This is a genomic window from Roseateles koreensis, from assembly GCF_028595305.1.
Classification (GTDB): domain Bacteria; phylum Pseudomonadota; class Gammaproteobacteria; order Burkholderiales; family Burkholderiaceae_C; genus Paucibacter_A; species Paucibacter_A koreensis.
Genome location: NZ_JAQQXS010000001.1, coordinates 348,399 through 363,794, shown reverse-complemented (window position 1 = coordinate 363,794; position 15,396 = coordinate 348,399). Strand labels below are relative to the sequence as shown.

13 protein-coding genes, 1 tRNA gene and 1 pseudogene are annotated in these 15,396 nt (G+C 60.5%); 5 read left to right on the top strand and 10 right to left on the bottom strand.

Annotated elements, in window-relative coordinates; all coding sequences use genetic code 11:
* Nucleotides 1-318: 318 nt before the first annotated feature.
* From PRZ01_RS01515 to tadA, 6 genes are all read right to left on the bottom strand, one after another.
* Nucleotides 319-2,175 carry an ABC transporter ATP-binding protein gene (locus PRZ01_RS01515; protein ID WP_273594974.1) on the bottom strand — a complete coding sequence of 619 codons (1,857 nt, stop codon included), beginning with the start codon at nucleotides 2,173-2,175 and terminating at the stop codon, nucleotides 319-321.
* A gap of 3 nt (nucleotides 2,176-2,178) precedes the next feature.
* Nucleotides 2,179-3,651: an ABC transporter permease gene (locus tag PRZ01_RS01510; RefSeq protein WP_273594973.1), complete on the bottom strand. Its 1,473-nt coding sequence runs from the start codon at nucleotides 3,649-3,651 to the stop codon at nucleotides 2,179-2,181.
* A 3-nt stretch (nucleotides 3,652-3,654) separates the two neighbouring features.
* The gene (locus tag PRZ01_RS01505) at nucleotides 3,655-4,638 is read right to left on the bottom strand and encodes an ABC transporter permease (protein ID WP_273594972.1); all 984 of its coding nucleotides are present in this window, start codon (nucleotides 4,636-4,638) and stop codon (nucleotides 3,655-3,657) included.
* Entirely contained in the window at nucleotides 4,639-6,861 is a 2,223-nt protein-coding gene (locus PRZ01_RS01500) for an ABC transporter substrate-binding protein (RefSeq protein ID WP_273594971.1), read from the bottom strand. It lies immediately after the preceding gene.
* Nucleotides 6,862-7,127: 266 nt separating this feature from the next.
* Entirely contained in the window at nucleotides 7,128-8,123 is a 996-nt protein-coding gene (locus PRZ01_RS01495) for an LD-carboxypeptidase (RefSeq protein ID WP_273594970.1), read from the bottom strand.
* 33 nt (nucleotides 8,124-8,156) lie between these two features.
* Nucleotides 8,157-8,735, bottom strand: coding sequence for a tRNA adenosine(34) deaminase TadA (tadA, locus tag PRZ01_RS01490; protein ID WP_409993790.1), 579 nt, complete (start codon nucleotides 8,733-8,735; stop codon nucleotides 8,157-8,159).
* Nucleotides 8,736-9,182: 447 nt separating this feature from the next.
* Between tadA and PRZ01_RS01485 the strand changes: the two genes are divergently transcribed.
* The 3 genes from PRZ01_RS01485 (at nucleotide 9,183) to PRZ01_RS01475 (ending at nucleotide 11,099) form a co-directional block, all read left to right on the top strand.
* Nucleotides 9,183-9,695 (top strand): hypothetical protein, encoded by a 513-nt coding sequence (locus PRZ01_RS01485; protein ID WP_273594968.1) that lies wholly within the window; start codon nucleotides 9,183-9,185, stop codon nucleotides 9,693-9,695.
* Nucleotides 9,696-9,712: 17 nt separating this feature from the next.
* Complete coding sequence (locus PRZ01_RS01480; RefSeq protein WP_273594967.1) at nucleotides 9,713-10,258, top strand: cell division protein FtsI; 546 nt, start codon at nucleotides 9,713-9,715, stop codon at nucleotides 10,256-10,258.
* Nucleotides 10,259-10,358: 100 nt separating this feature from the next.
* Entirely contained in the window at nucleotides 10,359-11,099 is a 741-nt protein-coding gene (locus tag PRZ01_RS01475; protein WP_273594966.1) for a flagellar basal body L-ring protein FlgH, read from the top strand.
* A gap of 37 nt (nucleotides 11,100-11,136) precedes the next feature.
* Here PRZ01_RS01475 and PRZ01_RS01470 read toward each other — a convergent pair.
* Nucleotides 11,137-11,799, bottom strand: a pseudogene (locus PRZ01_RS01470) (LysR substrate-binding domain-containing protein).
* Nucleotides 11,800-11,972: 173 nt separating this feature from the next.
* Here PRZ01_RS01470 and PRZ01_RS01465 point away from each other — a divergent pair.
* Nucleotides 11,973-12,383: an OsmC family protein gene (locus PRZ01_RS01465; protein ID WP_273594965.1), complete on the top strand. Its 411-nt coding sequence runs from the start codon at nucleotides 11,973-11,975 to the stop codon at nucleotides 12,381-12,383.
* 14 nt (nucleotides 12,384-12,397) lie between these two features.
* A complete protein-coding gene (locus PRZ01_RS01460; protein ID WP_273594964.1) occupies nucleotides 12,398-13,327 on the top strand; it encodes a pirin family protein in 930 nt (309 codons plus the stop codon).
* Nucleotides 13,328-13,411: 84 nt separating this feature from the next.
* Here PRZ01_RS01460 and PRZ01_RS01455 read toward each other — a convergent pair whose 3' ends face one another.
* The 3 genes from PRZ01_RS01455 to PRZ01_RS01445 form a co-directional block, all read right to left on the bottom strand.
* Nucleotides 13,412-14,287 carry a pirin family protein gene (locus PRZ01_RS01455; RefSeq protein ID WP_273594963.1) on the bottom strand — a complete coding sequence of 292 codons (876 nt, stop codon included), beginning with the start codon at nucleotides 14,285-14,287 and terminating at the stop codon, nucleotides 13,412-13,414.
* 238 nt (nucleotides 14,288-14,525) lie between these two features.
* Nucleotides 14,526-14,765, bottom strand: coding sequence for a DUF2789 family protein (locus PRZ01_RS01450; protein ID WP_273594962.1), 240 nt, complete (start codon nucleotides 14,763-14,765; stop codon nucleotides 14,526-14,528).
* A 526-nt stretch (nucleotides 14,766-15,291) separates the two neighbouring features.
* Nucleotides 15,292-15,367, bottom strand: a tRNA-His gene (locus PRZ01_RS01445).
* Between the last annotated feature and the right edge of the window lie 29 nt (nucleotides 15,368-15,396).

Genomic DNA, 15,396 nt, shown 5'->3' with positions numbered 1-15,396 from the left:
GAGCCCGCAAAAAAACTTCATCAAGATCGGTAGATCTTGACGGTTCAATCCAGAGCCTGAGCGCTATGGTGGATGAGCCCCAACAAGTAATCCGTTAGGGAAACTCCTCACGACTCAATTGGCAAAAATCCCAAATTTCGGAGTAGCGCACTCACAGGACACGTAAAACAAGGGTAAACCCCTTGGTGGTGACCTTAAGGAAGGCCCTTTCCCAGGCCCTGCCCCCTGCATTTCAGGGTCGTTAACGGTTGGTAAATAGCTCGTAACTTGTCGCCTTGAGGCAACAAAACTCCCGTTTACATTCCGCAACAAGGACCTTCACACCGACTGGATACCAGCAACAAGTCGTGGAACTGCCGCCAGCAAGGTCTGGGTGTAGGCCTGTTGGGGGGCGCCCAGCACGGCCTCGCAGGAGCCCGCTTCAACAATACGGCCACGCTGCATCACGGCAACATCGTCGGCCACGTACTCCACCACCCCAATGTTGTGCGTAATGAACAAAAACGCCAGGCCCCGCTCACGCTGCAACTGGCGCAACAGATTGAGAATTTGCGCCTGCACAGAAACGTCGAGCGCAGACGTGGGTTCGTCGCAAACAATCAAACGAGGCTCCACCGCAAGGGCTCGAGCAATGGCCAAACGCTGGCGTTGCCCACCTGAAAACTCATGCGGCCAGCGCGTGAGGCAATCACGGCGGAGGCCAACCTGGTCGATCAATAACTCCAAATTTGCGCGGCGTTTGGAGGCATCCAGTTCAGGCCGCAAAGCCAGCATGCCCTCCTCGAGCACCTCGCTGACGCGCATACGGGGGTTCAAGGACGCAAACGGGTCTTGAAACACAATCTGCACAGCCCGCCTCGCCTGCACCAGGGCAGTACCGTTCAGGGTGAACAAGTCTTGCCCGTCTAGAAGTGCTTGCCCCTCAATCTGAGCGGAGCGCCTGAGCAATTGCACAATTGCCTTGCCCGAGGTGGTCTTGCCACAACCTGATTCACCCACCAGGGCCAAGGTTCTACCCGGGCGGATGACATAACTCACGTCATCAACGGCATTGAAATACCGGGGGCCGTTGCCACGCCAAGAGCGTTGGAGTGGAAATCGCACCCGCAAATTGCGCACGTCAAGCAATGGCTGCGCCGTTGTTGAGGCTCCGTTACCCGATGCTGCAACCCGAGGCACGGCGGGCAAACTCGGGGAGAAAACTTGCGATGCCCCCTCAGCATGGGTGTATAGCAAGCACCGTACCTCGTGGGCCGGGCCAACCGGCCCCAGCGCCGGCAACACCTGCTGGCAGGGCGCCCAAGCACGATCGCAGCGCGGCGCAAAACGGCAGCCCTTGAAATGCGTCCACAGCGGCGGCACGGTGCCGGCGATGGCGGCCAGGGGTTCGCCCCGCTTTGCGGCATCGGGCAGCGCTTGCAGCAACAAACGGGCATAGGGGTGGCGGGGGGCGGCAAAAAAGGTGTCGGCAGGGGCCAACTCGATGATTTGCCCGGCATACATCAAGGCCACTTGGTGCGCCATCCTGGAGACCACCGCCAAGTCATGGGTGATCAAGAGCACGCCCAGCGCGCGCTCGCGTTGCAGGTCGCGCAGCAGATCGAGAATTTGTGCTTGCACGGTGACGTCCAGCGCCGTGGTGGGTTCGTCCGCAATCAAGTAGTCAGGCTCAGCAGCAAGTGTCATGGCGATCATCACGCGCTGCTTTTGCCCGCCACTCATGCGAAAGGGGTAGTCGTCGATGCGGCGCGCCGGCTCAGGGATGCCGACCCGATCGAGCCATTCAATGGCTTTTGCCTTTGCTGCGGCGCCCCGCAGAGGCGTGTGCGCCTCAATGGCCTCAACCATCTGCTCACCGATCCGCATGACGGGATTCAGGCTGGTCGAAGGCTCCTGAAAAATCATGCCGATGCGCCCGCCCCGCACAGCGCGCATTTGGGCCTCGGGCAAGGCAAAAACGTCTTGCTCGTCCAGGAGCAGGCGCCCGCCATCGATGCGGCCGCCTTCGGGCAGCAAGCGCATCAGGGCCAGGGCTGTCATGCTTTTGCCGCAGCCAGATTCACCCACGAGGGCGAAGGTCTGGCCGCGCCGCAAGGTCAGACGCATGCCATCGATGGCGCGCACCAGACCCACTTCCGCGTCGAGGGTGACCTTGAGGTCTTCAATCTTCAACATGACTCAGCCCTCAGCCTTGCGAGACGGGGGCTGCACACGCAACCGGGTCTGGCGGGCGCGTGGATCGAAGGCATCGCGCACACCATCGGCAAACAAGTTCGCGGCCAAAACCAGAGTCACCATGACCCCAAATGCCGCAGCAAAGCTCCACCACACGACCGGGTCTCGGGACATCTCCGAGCGAGCCAGATTGATCATGCCGCCAAAGCTGTTCATGCTGGGGTCTACGCCCACGCCCACATAGGTCAAGACCGCCTCGTACAAGATCAACTCCGAAAAACTCAGTACGACCGTGATCAACACCAGGTGCATCAAATTGGGCACGATATGCCGCAGCATGACGCGGACATCGCTCACGCCAAAAGCGGTGGCGGCCTGCACATAATCCAGCTCACGCAATTTAAGCGTTTCACCGCGTACCAGGCGGCACAGCCCTGCCCAGCCAGTCAAGCCAAGAATGAGGCAGAGCAGAAACATCTTCAAATCAGCCCGCTCGGCACCTGTTTCAAACGCATCCGGGTGGGTATCCAGAAAGACCTGAACCATCAAGACACAGGCGGCGATGAGCAAGACATTGGGAACGGAAGTGAGCAAGGTGTAGATGTACTGGATCACCTCATCGACCCACCCTTTGTAATACCCCGCCAGCACGCCCAAGCCCAGCGCCAGGGGCAAAGTCGCGAGGGTCGACAGCGCGCCGATCACAAAGGCTGTGCGAATACTTTTCAGGGCCTGATAGAACACGTCGTTGCCGGTTTGATCGGTGCCAAAGACGTGGTAATTCGACATCAAGGCCACCACAACCCCAACACACAAGGCCACGATGCCAACGGTGCCCAGCAGGGCCCGCCAAGGGTAGTGGGTGCGGTCGGCCACCAAGGCAAGCCACGCGCGGTTCACACCGCCATGCGTTTTCGACAGGCCCAAGGCCACGCCGGCACTCAACAGCAAGGTGACGCTCAAGCCAGCCGCCATGCCACAGGCCACTCGCCGACCGACATCGGGCGCCCACTGTTGAACAGGGTCCTCCAGGTGCGCACCGCCAAACTGCAAACGGGGGCGGTCATGATGAGGGGGCGTTTGCCCGTCCACCACCGGCTGTGCAGCGGTGGCATCCCCCACCGCCGCCCCCTTGTTGAAGGCCCGATACGCCAACGGCGCCGAGTAGCTGGTCTCACGCATGGCAATCTGGCGCCGCAACAGCGCGTCCAGCAACGAGTGGGTTTGGGTGTCGTAGTGTCGCGGCCCGTCACCTGATGGCAGCGCCAGGCGGAAATGCACGCTGTCCGCCAGGGTCAACAGAAAAAACAAACCCAACAACAGGCCTGCGCTGGCCGCCACCGGGTCCCGCAGCACCCGCAGCCAGTTTGCCCGCAGGCTGGCCTGCCCTCGCACCCGCCACGCGTACGCCAGCAAGGACACCGCCAGGGCCCACAGGGCCGCGTCGGTCCATAGAAGAACAAATTTGAAGTCCACGGCTCAGCCCAGTCGAACGCGGGGGTCAGCCCAGGTATAGGCAACATCGATCAGGGCATTGCTGGCGATGTAAAGCACAGCCCCCACAAACACCATGCTACGCACGATGGCAAAGTCTTGCCCCGAGATCGCCTCGATGATGAATGCCCCCAGGCCCGGAATCCCGAAGAAGCTCTCGAACACCAAGCTCCCCAAAAACACATACGGCAAATAGCTCCCCGCGCTGGTGATGATAGGGATCAAGGCATTGCGCAGCACATGGCGAAACAACACCACCTGCTCGCTCATGCCCTTGGCGCGGGCGGTACGCACATAGTCCTTGGAGGCCTCTTCCAGGAACATGGCGCGATACAGGCGCGCCTCACTGCCCAGGCGTGAAAGCAAAGACAACAGAATCGGCAAGGCCAGAAATTTGATCGCATCCAGGCCGGGCGCATAGCCGTTGATGGGCACCAGGCGCAACACGCGCGAAAAGAAATACTGGCCCACGATGATGTAGAACAGGCTGGAGATAGAAAGCATCAACACGCACAGCACCACACCCCAGAAGTCCAGCGCCGTATGCCGAAAAAAGACCAACAGTAACGCGAAGGCAACACTGACCATCACCTGCAAGGCAAACAAGGGCACCGCCAGTTGGAGGCTGACACCCATGCGCGTCTTGATTTCATGCCCGATATCCACCGCCTGGCGTGCATCCGAGCGACCAAAGTCACCCAGCATCAAAGACGCGGACCGCTCCCACAAAATCGTGTGAGTGAGCTTTTGGGGCCCACTCTGCGCGGCGTCCCAAACCAGCGGCTTGTCATAGCCGCGCTCGGTCTTCCACTTGTCAATCTGCACCTGCGTCACGCGCTTGCCGCCGATGTTCAGACGGGCCATGTCGTCGGGAGTGTTGACCGAAAAAAACAAAAAGAAGGTCAGCAGGTTGATGCCAATCAGCACCAACACCCCATAGCCCAGACGTTTCAGGAGATACAGCAACATTCACGCGCTCCCAACTTGCTCACCCGACGCTGGTGCGCCATAGCCCGGCGCAGCCGCCTGCTCTCGCAGCATGAAACTCCGGCGTGTACGCCAGAAAATCAAGCCGCACCCGACCAGCAAGACACCCAAAGGCCACCACACCGGATGATTCCACTGTGCAATCTTCGCGCTGCGTTGTGCCGTGTCCAGCCGCAGGTAGCGGGTCGCATCCCGCACCACCACGCCGGGCTTGCCGTTGTAGAGCCAGCTCTGGAACGCCGAGCCTGAGTACGACCAGTAGCCAAAGGCCCAGGGCGCGTCCTCACGCACCAGTTTCAGCATGGCGTCCATCACCTGCTGCTTCTCGGGGCCATCTTCCAGGGTCTGCAGTTGGCGAAACAGGCGGTCGAATGCCGGGTTCTCATAGTTACTGGTGTTCTCCCCCTCATGCTTTGACTTCGCGTTGGGCCCGTAAAGCAGGAAGTAGAAATTCTCAGCATCCGGATAGTCGGCAAACCAACCCCACCAGAACACCTGGTGCTTGCCCTTCATGACCTTGTCCTGGAACTGGTTGTAGTCGGTCGCGCGCACCTCCAACTGGACACCCAATTTGGCGAACTGTTTGATCATCCAATCGTTTTGCGCTTTGACTTCGGGCGTCACCACGCGCATGTAGTCGTAGTTCAACACCAGCGGCTGGCCGGTACTCACATCTCGCCCATCGGGGTAACCGGCCTCGGCCATCAAGGCGCGGGCTTCATCAATGGAACGCCGCTCCACCCTGCCGTTGACCAGTTTGTGCGTCACCGGGTTGTGCGCCAGCACTTGACCAGCCTGCCCCAACTGAGCTTCATGCGAGCCAAACACCCCCGGGGGAATCGGCCCGTGTGCGGCCACCCCGCCCCGGCTGCGGAAGATGCGGCCATACCCCTCCTCCCAATCAATCGCAATGGACAGGGCCTGGCGCAGTTTTCGGTTGCGGCGGTCCCGCTCAGGCGTATCGCCCTGCCCAACCACCGGGTCCAGCATATTGAAGCCCAGGTACCAATTGGTGATGTCCACGGTCAGCGGAAACTTGTAGCCCCGCTCATCAAAGCGCTGGGCCACGTCGTCGGAGTCGGTTTTGTCGACCATGAAGTCGACGCCCCAGTCCGCCCGGTCCATTTCTGGCAGGTCGAGGTAGCCCTGTTTGAACAACTCTTTGATGGGCACGATTTCTTTGACCGAGGTGGCAACGATCTTGTCGATGAAGGGCAAGCGCTTGCCGCAATCAGCCAAGCGCCCTGCCTCGGCATCACCCGGCGAGCCCTCGCAGGGATAGGTGTCCACACGGTAGTTGGGGTTGCGGCTCATCACATGGCGCCGGTCTTGGCTGTACTCCGTCATCATGTAGGGGCCGGTGCCCACGGGCCATTGGTTCCAAGACAAGCCCCGCTCATTCATGCCGGGCTGCGCATAGAAGGCATCCACCTCCCAGGGCACAGGCGCAAGAAAGGTACTGGCCAGCCAGTACTTCCACTGCGGATATTTACCCTTGATGAGGATGCGCAAGGTGGTTTTATCGACCGCCTGCGCCCCTTCCAGCGGCCAGCGTCTGAAGTCAAGAAACGGCTTGTCGGGTGCGCTCTCGGGCAGGCCTTTCAGCAGCTTCGCGTTTTCGGTGCGAATCAGTTCAGCGTAGGCTTTCAGGCCCACCACATGTTCAGAAAACAAACCAAATACTGGTGCCTCGACCCGCGGGGAGGCGTGGCGTTTGACGGCGTAGACAAAGTCCTCTGCCACCAACTCGCGGCTGCCCAGTTCGGCAAACTCCCAGGGTGAGCGTTTGTCGCCCAGCTCAGCCCGCGTCATCGCGTGGTAACGCAAACGGCCACCGGCATCTCGGGCAAAAGCGGGGTGCGGCGCGTACTTCAAGCCGGGCCGAATCTTCAACTCATAGACACTTTGCGCCACCTGATTGTCAGGTGCGTCATCAGCCAGGCGATGGCCTTGAGCGTCGAGGTAATACGGCCTCACAACCGCTTGCGCCGCGCGCGGAATCAACTCATAGGGCCGTTTGAGGTAGTGGTAACCGTAGGGCGGCTCGTAAATTTGGTAGGCGTAGACCGACTCCGGCGCGGTGTAGGAGGCGGTCGGGTCCAGGTAGCGCGGCGACCGCTCCTGAAATGCCATGAACAAGGTGTTCTCTTTCTCGGCACCCAAGGGATACGGGCTGTTATTGCAGGCGGACAGGCCCAAACCCATGAGTAGCGCCATACCTAACGACGAGGCCAAACGTACTGGCCGGCCGCGCGCAATCCACCGGACCAGCCTTGTCAGGTCTGCTCGCCAAAGCCACCACTGCCCCCTCATCGCCGCCCCATCCATCCGATGCCCCTGCATCACCAACAAGCTGATTCAAAAAAACACAAAGCCTCTAGATCAGGGCGGCTAATAGGCCGAAGATCACGAGGCGTTGCGATGAATCATAACGGCCTAACCAATCGGTGCCGCGTGCGAAAAGTCAGGGGTCAGTGCGCGTGGTCATGCACGCCCTCGCCGGCATGATCGTGCGAATGTTGTTCATGCAAATGTTCATGCGCATGTTTGTGCTGCGGGTCACTTTGCCAATCCAACAGCACGTCACGGCCCTGCACCATCAAATCCACTTGCGCACCCACCGGCAAGCAGACTTTGGTTTCCACATGGCCGAAGGGCAAGCCCGTCAAAATGGGTGTCTTGGTACGAGCGCGCACCGCCTCGACGGCGGCCTTGAGGTCATACCCACGGTCATTGGGCGCCTTGCTCCAGCCGCCAAAATCACCCAGAACAATCGCCTTTTGCGCGTCCAGAATGCCCGCCTGCGCCAGTTGCAACAAACTGCGCTCGACCCGATATGGGTGCTCGTTGATGTCTTCAAGAAACAAGATGCCGCCCTTGATCTTGGGCAGATGCTTGGTCCCGAGCAAAGAGTTCAGCACCGTCAAATTGCCGCCCCACAAAGTACCGCGCACCGCCAGACCATCGTGCCCTTTTTCGCAGCGAAAGCCAACCGCCTCCAGCAAGCCGTTCATGGCCTCCAGAAAACAATCTTGGGTCACGTCGTCAACCCCTCCCTCTTTGCTGCTGCGGCCGAAGTCGCCATAGGCCATGGGGCCGGCCCAGCTCTGCGCTTTGGCGTGTGCAAGTAGGCCCAGTTGCAGCGAGGTGAGATCACTCATACCAACCCAGCGCGTACCTTGCTCGACGCTTTGGGCCAGGACCTTCCAATCGATTTGGTCCAGCAGGCGCGTCATGCCGTAGCCGCCACGTGTGGCCATGGCTACGCTGGGCGCAGCTGCCGCCACCCGGTGCAATGCGGCCAAACGGGTGGCGTCGTCGCCGGCAAAGCGCTGGTCCCGGGCCTGCGCAGCCTCGTCGATATGCACGTCAAAGCCCAGCTTGGCCAGGCGCTTGGCGGCCCGCATCAAGGGCTGCGCTTTGGCCAGGGCACCCGCGGGGGTGAAAAGGGTCAGGTTGTTGTTCATGGGCGCTTTCAGGCAAGGGGCTCAATCGCTGTGTCAGGACTTTGCTGACACGGCGGGCATGGGATCCGGGTCGAGATGCGTGGCATCTCCTGTGGGGATGGGTTCAGATTCAGGTTCGGGTTCGGCATTGCCGGAGACAAACACGGGTGCCGGCCGATTGGCAGCGCGGCGCTGCCGTGCAGCCTCACGCCGCTGGGCAAAAAATTCACGCAGCAATTGCCCCGAAGCCTCAGCCAACACGCCGCCTTGCACACAGGTGTGATGGTTGAGTTGCGGTTGTTCAAACAAATTGAGTACCGAGCCCGCCACGCCGGTTTTGGGATCGATCGCCCCGAAAACCACGCGCTTCAAGCGTGCATGCAGGATGGCCATGGCACACATGGCACAGGGCTCCAAGGTGACGTACAACTCGCACTCAGGCAGGCGGTAATTGCCCAGCAGCCCCGCAGCATGCCGCAGGGCCACGATTTCAGCGTGCGCCGTGGGGTCGTGCGTGGTGATGGGCCGGTTGTAGCCCGTTGCCACCACTTGACCCGCGCGCATGACCACCGCGCCCACCGGCACTTCGCCCGCCAGCCAAGCGTTATGAGCCTGATCAAGAGCGATGCGCATGGCGTATTCATCAGCGGCCGTAGTGGCTGAAGGCGCAGAAAGGGCAAGTTCCGGAGGATTCAAGGGCGGGCAGACGGCAGTCACCAAGGTGGGTTGCCCAGTGTAGCGGCAGGGCCTGTGTGGAGTGACATGTTCGGGGCGCCCAAGCCAACGCGTCAAAGCACATGCATCCGACACAAATTGAACCCAACCATGCCCAGATCACGGCAATCTTGAAGAGAACGCCACAAATAATCTCAGGTGAGAAATACAACTCAAATAAATTCGAGAATTTTGTTCATCTCGACCAAAAGGTCGATTAATCCCACAGAAAATAGTGCAAATGAAATACTCAAACAATAGTAACTTAACAATGTAATTAAACCAATTCACAGGCACTAATCATCAAATAAATAAAAACCAACACCCATACCATGGCCACACCTTTTCAACGGAGCTGGCATCAATATGGATTCAATTTCATCATCCTATGCAACCCGCGTACCGGAGCTCGGCAAATATGAGCGCGATGTGAAGACGGTCGGGCCTTTGGCCGCCTCCCTCATTGGCGTGGCGGACACCGCCAAAGATGCGGTCAGCAGCACCTACGCGTTCAGCAGCAAAGCACTTGAGGCCCTGGCCCAATCAGCAAGCGAGGGCTACGAGACTGTGTCCCACGGCTTGCACACGGCTGTTGATTCCGTCGAAGGCGCCGTCAGCAACCTGGGTACCGAAGCCGAGGCCGCTGGCCAAGCGGTTGAAGCCTGGGCACGCAGCGGCTTGAGCAGCGTAGAAAGCGCGGCGCACGACACCTACACCGCTATACAAAGCGGAGTGAACACTGTCAGCCAGGCCTTGACGAGTGTGGGCGACGAGGTCAGCGAAGTCAGCAGCGCCGTGGTCAAGGGCGTCGAGTCGGCGGTGAACACCGTGGGCAACTACGCCGGGATGGCCGTGGTTGCCGTGCAAGATTTGGTCTGACTTCACCCCACCTCATCATGCCCAAAACCCTTCAAACCAGCCTGATCGCCCTTGCCGCGGCGCTATTGCTTGGCGGCTGCTCTGTGCTCAGCCCGATTCCCCTTTGGGAATTGGCCAAAGCGGGCAGTTCCGCCGCGGTTTATTCCGCCGCCGAGAACGGCACCAGCGCGAGCGACACGGTGCAGCACAATTTTGCGGCATTCAAACAGATGTGCATCGAATACAACGAGAATATCCAATTGATTGATCTTATCCCCGCTCTGCAGGCCGAGTTTCAGTCACACGGTATTGAAAGCCGCGTCTATCCGCCCGGCAGCACTCAGCCCGCCTGCAATATCTGGTTGAGATATACGGCTGATCTGCGCTGGGATATTCCATTATTCGGCGGCGACTACAAGCCCTATTTGAATCGCGCGGCATTGACCCTGCGTTCTGAACGCGGCACGGTACTGGCCAGCAGCGCCTACACGGTCGACGATTACCTGGAGCTAGGCAAATGGGCGTCCACACGCAGCAAGTTGGCCCCCGTGGTGTCGGCCCTGCTGACCCCTGTCGCGCATTGAGCCTGCCGACTTGATTTCACCGACCTGAACATCAGCGCCGACGCCCCTCCTCTACGGGGCCAGCCCTGATCCACACCCCATATCCACCGGAAACCCAGCGATGCAGACCCTCCATCAAAGCGCCTCGACCCCTCGCCAGAACCGCAGCCTCGCCACGCTGGGCCTGCTGCTGCTCACTGGGCTGTCCACCTTGTGCGGGTGCGCGTCGGCGCCGACCACCATCACACGGGGCCCGCTGACCGCCGCACCCGCAATGACACCCACCTATGTCGAAGCACAGGTGACCGGCGGCATCTACCGACCGGGCATGGCGACGGACTCCTTATTCTCCGCCGAGCGGCGGCCCCGCAATGTGGGCGACACGCTCAAGGTGGATATCTCCGAAATCCTCAGCGCCAGCAGCAAACTGAGCACCGACAACTCGCGTGCCAACGCCCTCACCTCCAAGGGCCCGGGCTCCAACTCCAACAGCCTGGGCAGCGTGCTCAAAGGTCTCATGAATATGGACGTTAGCGCCTCCGGCACGGACTCTTTCAAAGGCAGCGGCAACACAGAGAACAATAGCAAATTAACCGGTCGCCTCGCCGCGTCCGTCGTCAACGTGCTGTCCAACGGGCATCTGGTAGTGGGTGGCGAGCGCAGCATCGCTTTCAACAACGGCGTCAGCACCATGCGCTTCTCAGGCGTCGTGGACCCGCGCGACGTCAAGGCCGGCAATGTGGTGCAGTCCGGCGACGTGGTGGACGCACGCCTTGAAATTGTCGGCCAGGGCGATGTCTCTGAGACGGCTTCACGCTCCTGGCTGCAACGCCTCTTGACGCATCAGTTGACCGTCTGGTGAGTCATTGGCTCCGCTAACGGTGCGCCAGACGGGTTACTCAATCTTCAGCAGTCTCCGCGAACCGTTGGGCCAAGAAGTCGATCAACACACGAACCGATGGCAACAATCCCCGCCGGGAAGGAAACACGGCGTGGATCACCGAGCCCTTGGAACACCAATCCGGCAACAGCCGCACCAAACGGCCGCCGCGCAGCTCGTCCCCCCATCACCATCGCCGGCAATTGCACGACGCCCAGGCCCGCCACCGCGGCAACCAGCAACGCGTGCATGTCGTCAGTCACCAGGCGGGGCCGATGCGGAATATCGGCTACAGCGCCGGCCGGGCCCACCAACTGCCACACATGATCCCGGTCCGCCGGACCATCGCCCAGGCTGGGGAGCTTCTCCAGTTCCGCCGGCACGGTGGGCAATGGAAGGCGTTGGCACAAATCAGGGCTTGCCACAAGGTACAGGTCGCGCTGGGCCAGTTCACGCATCACCAGGCTGGAATCTTCCAGCGGCGGTAGTAGCTCTCGCCCACCTCGGTCACCGAGAAACGGCGGGTCGAGCGCTGGATCAGCCGCACACCCAATCGCTCCTCCAGCAAGGCAATGCGCCGGCTGAGCTTGGACTTGGGCACCGCCAGCGCACGCGCGGCTGGCGCAAAGCCACGATGATCAACCACATGCGCGAAATAAACGAGATCATTGAGATCTTGCATCGGCACCCTTTGTCGTTCTATCAATAGAACAATGCTGCGCAATTTTAAAGACTACCTGCGCGATGAATCCAAATCTACAGTCATCTCACGGTGTTGCCGTCATGACGTTGCCGAGCGCAGCGCATTCGTGACGCTCTCCACCTGATTTCGAAGAATCAAGGAACCAACCCGTCATGCCAAACATCTCGCGAGTCACCGCTACGCTGCCGGTGAGCACCAACTACCTCGTTACCCTGGAGGATGATCTCGGGCATGCTTGGTCGGCCGACGAACCCATCGATGTCGGTGGCGCCAACGCCGCACCTGACCCCACGCGGCTGATGCTGGCAAGCCTCGGCGCGTGTACGGCCATCACGCTGCGCATGGTGGCCGTCCGTCGGCAGTGGCCGCTGGCCGATATTCATGTGACCCTGGAACTCAACCCGAATGGCAAGCCCGCCAGCGGCAACGACATCGTGCGCCGCATCCGGCTGGAAGGTGAGCTGAACGAGGAGCAGCGCGCACAATTGCTAAAGATCTCGAACGCCTGCCCCATGCACAAGTTGCTGACGGGAGAAGTTCGCGTCGACAGTTCGATCGCCTGAGTAAAGGATCCGAAATGGCCGAACAACACGCCGATTCCATCAACGGCAACACCGACGCATCCCTTCAACGTGTCGAAGCCCGGCCGTCTGTCGTGGGCGGCATCACGCTGCGCCGTGCCCTACCCGCTCACGGCCTGCGCACCGTGGGTGCTTGGTGTTTTCTGGACCACGCCGGCCCGGCGCAGTTCGAGCCCGGCCAAGGCATGCATGTGGGGCAGCATCCGCATATCGGCCTGCAAACCTTTACCTGGATGATCGAGGGCGAATTGCTGCACCGCGATTCGCTGGGCCATGAGCAAGTCATTCGCGCCGGTCAGGTGAACCTGATGACCGCCGGGCATGGCATCGTGCACAGCGAAGATGCCGTGGTCGACGGCGGTCGCTTGCATGCCGCACAAATGTGGATCGCGCTGCCCGACACCGAACGCAACCGCGCACCCGCCTTCGAGCACTACCCAACCCTGCCCATCATCGAACGTGAAGGCCTCACGATCACAGTGTTGGTCGGCAACGCGCTGGGCGCGAGTTCTCCGGTGGAAGTATTCAGCCCTCTGGTTGGTTTAGATCTGGTCACCACAAGCGCGGTGCAAACCTCGCTGCCGCTGGAGCCAGGCTTCGAGCATGCGGTGCTCGTGCTGCGCGGCGCAGCGGCGGTGGCGGGTGAAGCCTTGATGCCCGGCACCTTGCTCAAGCTGGATCGCGGCCGCAGTGCGTTGGACCTGCATTGCTCGGCTGACACCCAGATGCTCGTGCTCGGCGGCGAACCGTTTGCCAGCCCACCCTTGCTGTGGTGGAACTTTGTCGCACGTACACAGCTTGAGCTTGAGCAGGCGCTGGCGGATTGGAATGCCGGTGATGCGCGTTTTGCTGCCGTACCAGGCGCGAACTCGCCGCGTCTGGTTGCCCCGACGCTGGCGGGCCTCAAGCTCAAGGCCGGGTCCTGAGACCCTGGCCCCACATGACGCGATATGGCCTCCAATTTTGGGGAGCCTCACCAGCTACGGTATGGGGCCAAAGCCCCCTGCACATCAACGCATCCGGCCAAACTTGCCCGCGTTGAAGTCGTCGATCGCCTGCACAATTTCCGCCTGGCTGTTCATCACGAAGGGGCCATAGCCCACCACCGGTTCGTCGATGGGCTCACCCGCCAGCAACAACAACTTGGCATCGCTGTCGGTCTCGATGCGCAACTCGTTGCCCTGGGCCGACAAAGAGGCCATCTGCGCGGCGCCGAGAACGGTGCCACCGTTGATCCGAACCTTGCCAGCCAAGACCACCAATTGCACCGACCAGCCTTCAGGCTGCAGCAACTCTACCGTATGCCCACCCTGCAAGCGCAGGTCCCACACATTCATCGGCGAGAAGGTGTGAGTCGGGCCATGAGCTCCCTCAAAAGTACCAGCAATCACGCGCACCTGCCCCGCCGCTTGCCCCTCGGCATTGTGCAAAGGGCTGACGGGAATGTCGGCATTCAAAATCGCCTGGTATCCCGGTATGGTCATCTTGTCCCGTGCCGGCAGGTTCACCCACAATTGCACCATCTCGAAGGGGCCGCCCGTCTTGGCATATTGGGCCGAGTGAAACTCCTCATGCAGAATGCCGCCGCCTGCGGTCATCCACTGCACATCGCCAGGACCAATCACACCGCCCTGGCCGGTCGAATCACGGTGTTCGACCTCACCGGCATAGACAATCGTGACCGTCTCGAACCCCCGATGCGGATGTTGGCCCACACCGCGCCGAGCGCTCGTTGGCTCGAAATGGGTGGGGGCAGCGTAGTCCAGCATCAAAAAAGGGCTCCGCTCGACAGCGCCTTCGTTGTAGCCAAACATCCCATGCACGGGAAATCCGTCGCCAACCCAATGGCGGCTCGGCGCACTGCGGGTCGAAAGAACCGTCTTCATCAAAAGCTCCTGCTATTTCGGGGCAGCGAAGGCCGCCCGCATGGTCAGTAGGGTGAGGGTGACAACCCGATCTCAGCAGTCCCTACAGCGTGAACACATCGTTCCATGGCTGAGATGACGGGCGCATCAGCGCATCAGCGCATCAGCGCATCAGCGCATCAGCGCATCAGCGCATCAGCGCATCAGCGCATCAGCGCATCAGCGCATCAGCCCATCTGCCCATCAACCTGTTCGCCGGTCACAACACCGAGCGCAGCGCGGCGTTGAGGTGGTCCACCACATCGGCCCAATCGGCGTCATCAATGATGGTCTCACGCAGCAATTGGGCCTGCGCAGCGGTCCAAAACGCTGCGTCTTCAAGCTTGATTTCCCCAGCCAGAGGCGCGTGCTCGGCAATGAACCGACGGATCGCCTCGTCGTTCGAGGGCAGCCCCAACTGGGCGAACAATTCACTGAAGCGGTGATAGGGCGAGTTCATCAATTCATCTCCTGTAGGCTGCATGCCCTTGCTTCAACTATAGGCGGCAAAACCGACGATGACTTCGGGGAGGGGCATGGTGCAGGCCAACAATTCAGCCTTTGCCCTTGATGGTGACTCACGCTGGGTTTCCTGCGCAAGAACTCCTTGGAGAAGATGGCGCTGGCGACAGTGATCGATGCGTTGCGTGGACTTCTGCTACCACTGCTCAAGTCCCCGACGGTCGGGGAGGATTTTGAAAGCCAATGGCATGCGGGCTCGGGATGGGTTGCCAATTGATGTGAGAAGGTTTCCACCGTACTGGCGCAGCAGGAAGATTCTGCGCGTCGGCGTCACCAAGGCGAGGACTCACACGCTGATCCTGGAACAGGTCTTTCCGGCATGTCCGATCATGGCGGGGCACAACTTGTAGTCTTTGAAGTCGCCATCGATGTGGCATAACTCCCTCAAATGAGAAGGATTCGCCCCCAGCGCGCCCCTGAAACGAAACAAGGACCCGAAGGTCCTTGTTTTTACTGGCATTTTTTGGGGTGGCTGATGGGGCTCGAACCCACGACCGACGGAATCACAATCCGTAGCTCTACCAACTGAGCTACAGCCACCACTGAAACTTGCGGAGCAATCGAATAAA

Coding starts and splice junctions, on each gene's coding strand:
- PRZ01_RS01465 (WP_273594965.1), top strand. CDS start 11,973: ATGCCAAACATCTCGCGAGTCACCGCTACGCTGCCGGTGAGCACCAAC.
- PRZ01_RS01505 (WP_273594972.1), bottom strand. CDS start 4,638: ATGTTGCTGTATCTCCTGAAACGTCTGGGCTATGGGGTGTTGGTGCTG.
- PRZ01_RS01515 (WP_273594974.1), bottom strand. CDS start 2,175: ATGTTGAAGATTGAAGACCTCAAGGTCACCCTCGACGCGGAAGTGGGT.
- PRZ01_RS01460 (WP_273594964.1), top strand. CDS start 12,398: ATGGCCGAACAACACGCCGATTCCATCAACGGCAACACCGACGCATCC.
- PRZ01_RS01475 (WP_273594966.1), top strand. CDS start 10,359: ATGCAGACCCTCCATCAAAGCGCCTCGACCCCTCGCCAGAACCGCAGC.
- PRZ01_RS01485 (WP_273594968.1), top strand. CDS start 9,183: ATGGATTCAATTTCATCATCCTATGCAACCCGCGTACCGGAGCTCGGC.
- tadA (WP_409993790.1), bottom strand. CDS start 8,735: ATGCGCATCGCTCTTGATCAGGCTCATAACGCTTGGCTGGCGGGCGAA.
- PRZ01_RS01450 (WP_273594962.1), bottom strand. CDS start 14,765: ATGAACTCGCCCTATCACCGCTTCAGTGAATTGTTCGCCCAGTTGGGG.
- PRZ01_RS01495 (WP_273594970.1), bottom strand. CDS start 8,123: ATGAACAACAACCTGACCCTTTTCACCCCCGCGGGTGCCCTGGCCAAA.
- PRZ01_RS01500 (WP_273594971.1), bottom strand. CDS start 6,861: ATGGGTTTGGGCCTGTCCGCCTGCAATAACAGCCCGTATCCCTTGGGT.
- PRZ01_RS01480 (WP_273594967.1), top strand. CDS start 9,713: ATGCCCAAAACCCTTCAAACCAGCCTGATCGCCCTTGCCGCGGCGCTA.
- PRZ01_RS01455 (WP_273594963.1), bottom strand. CDS start 14,287: ATGAAGACGGTTCTTTCGACCCGCAGTGCGCCGAGCCGCCATTGGGTT.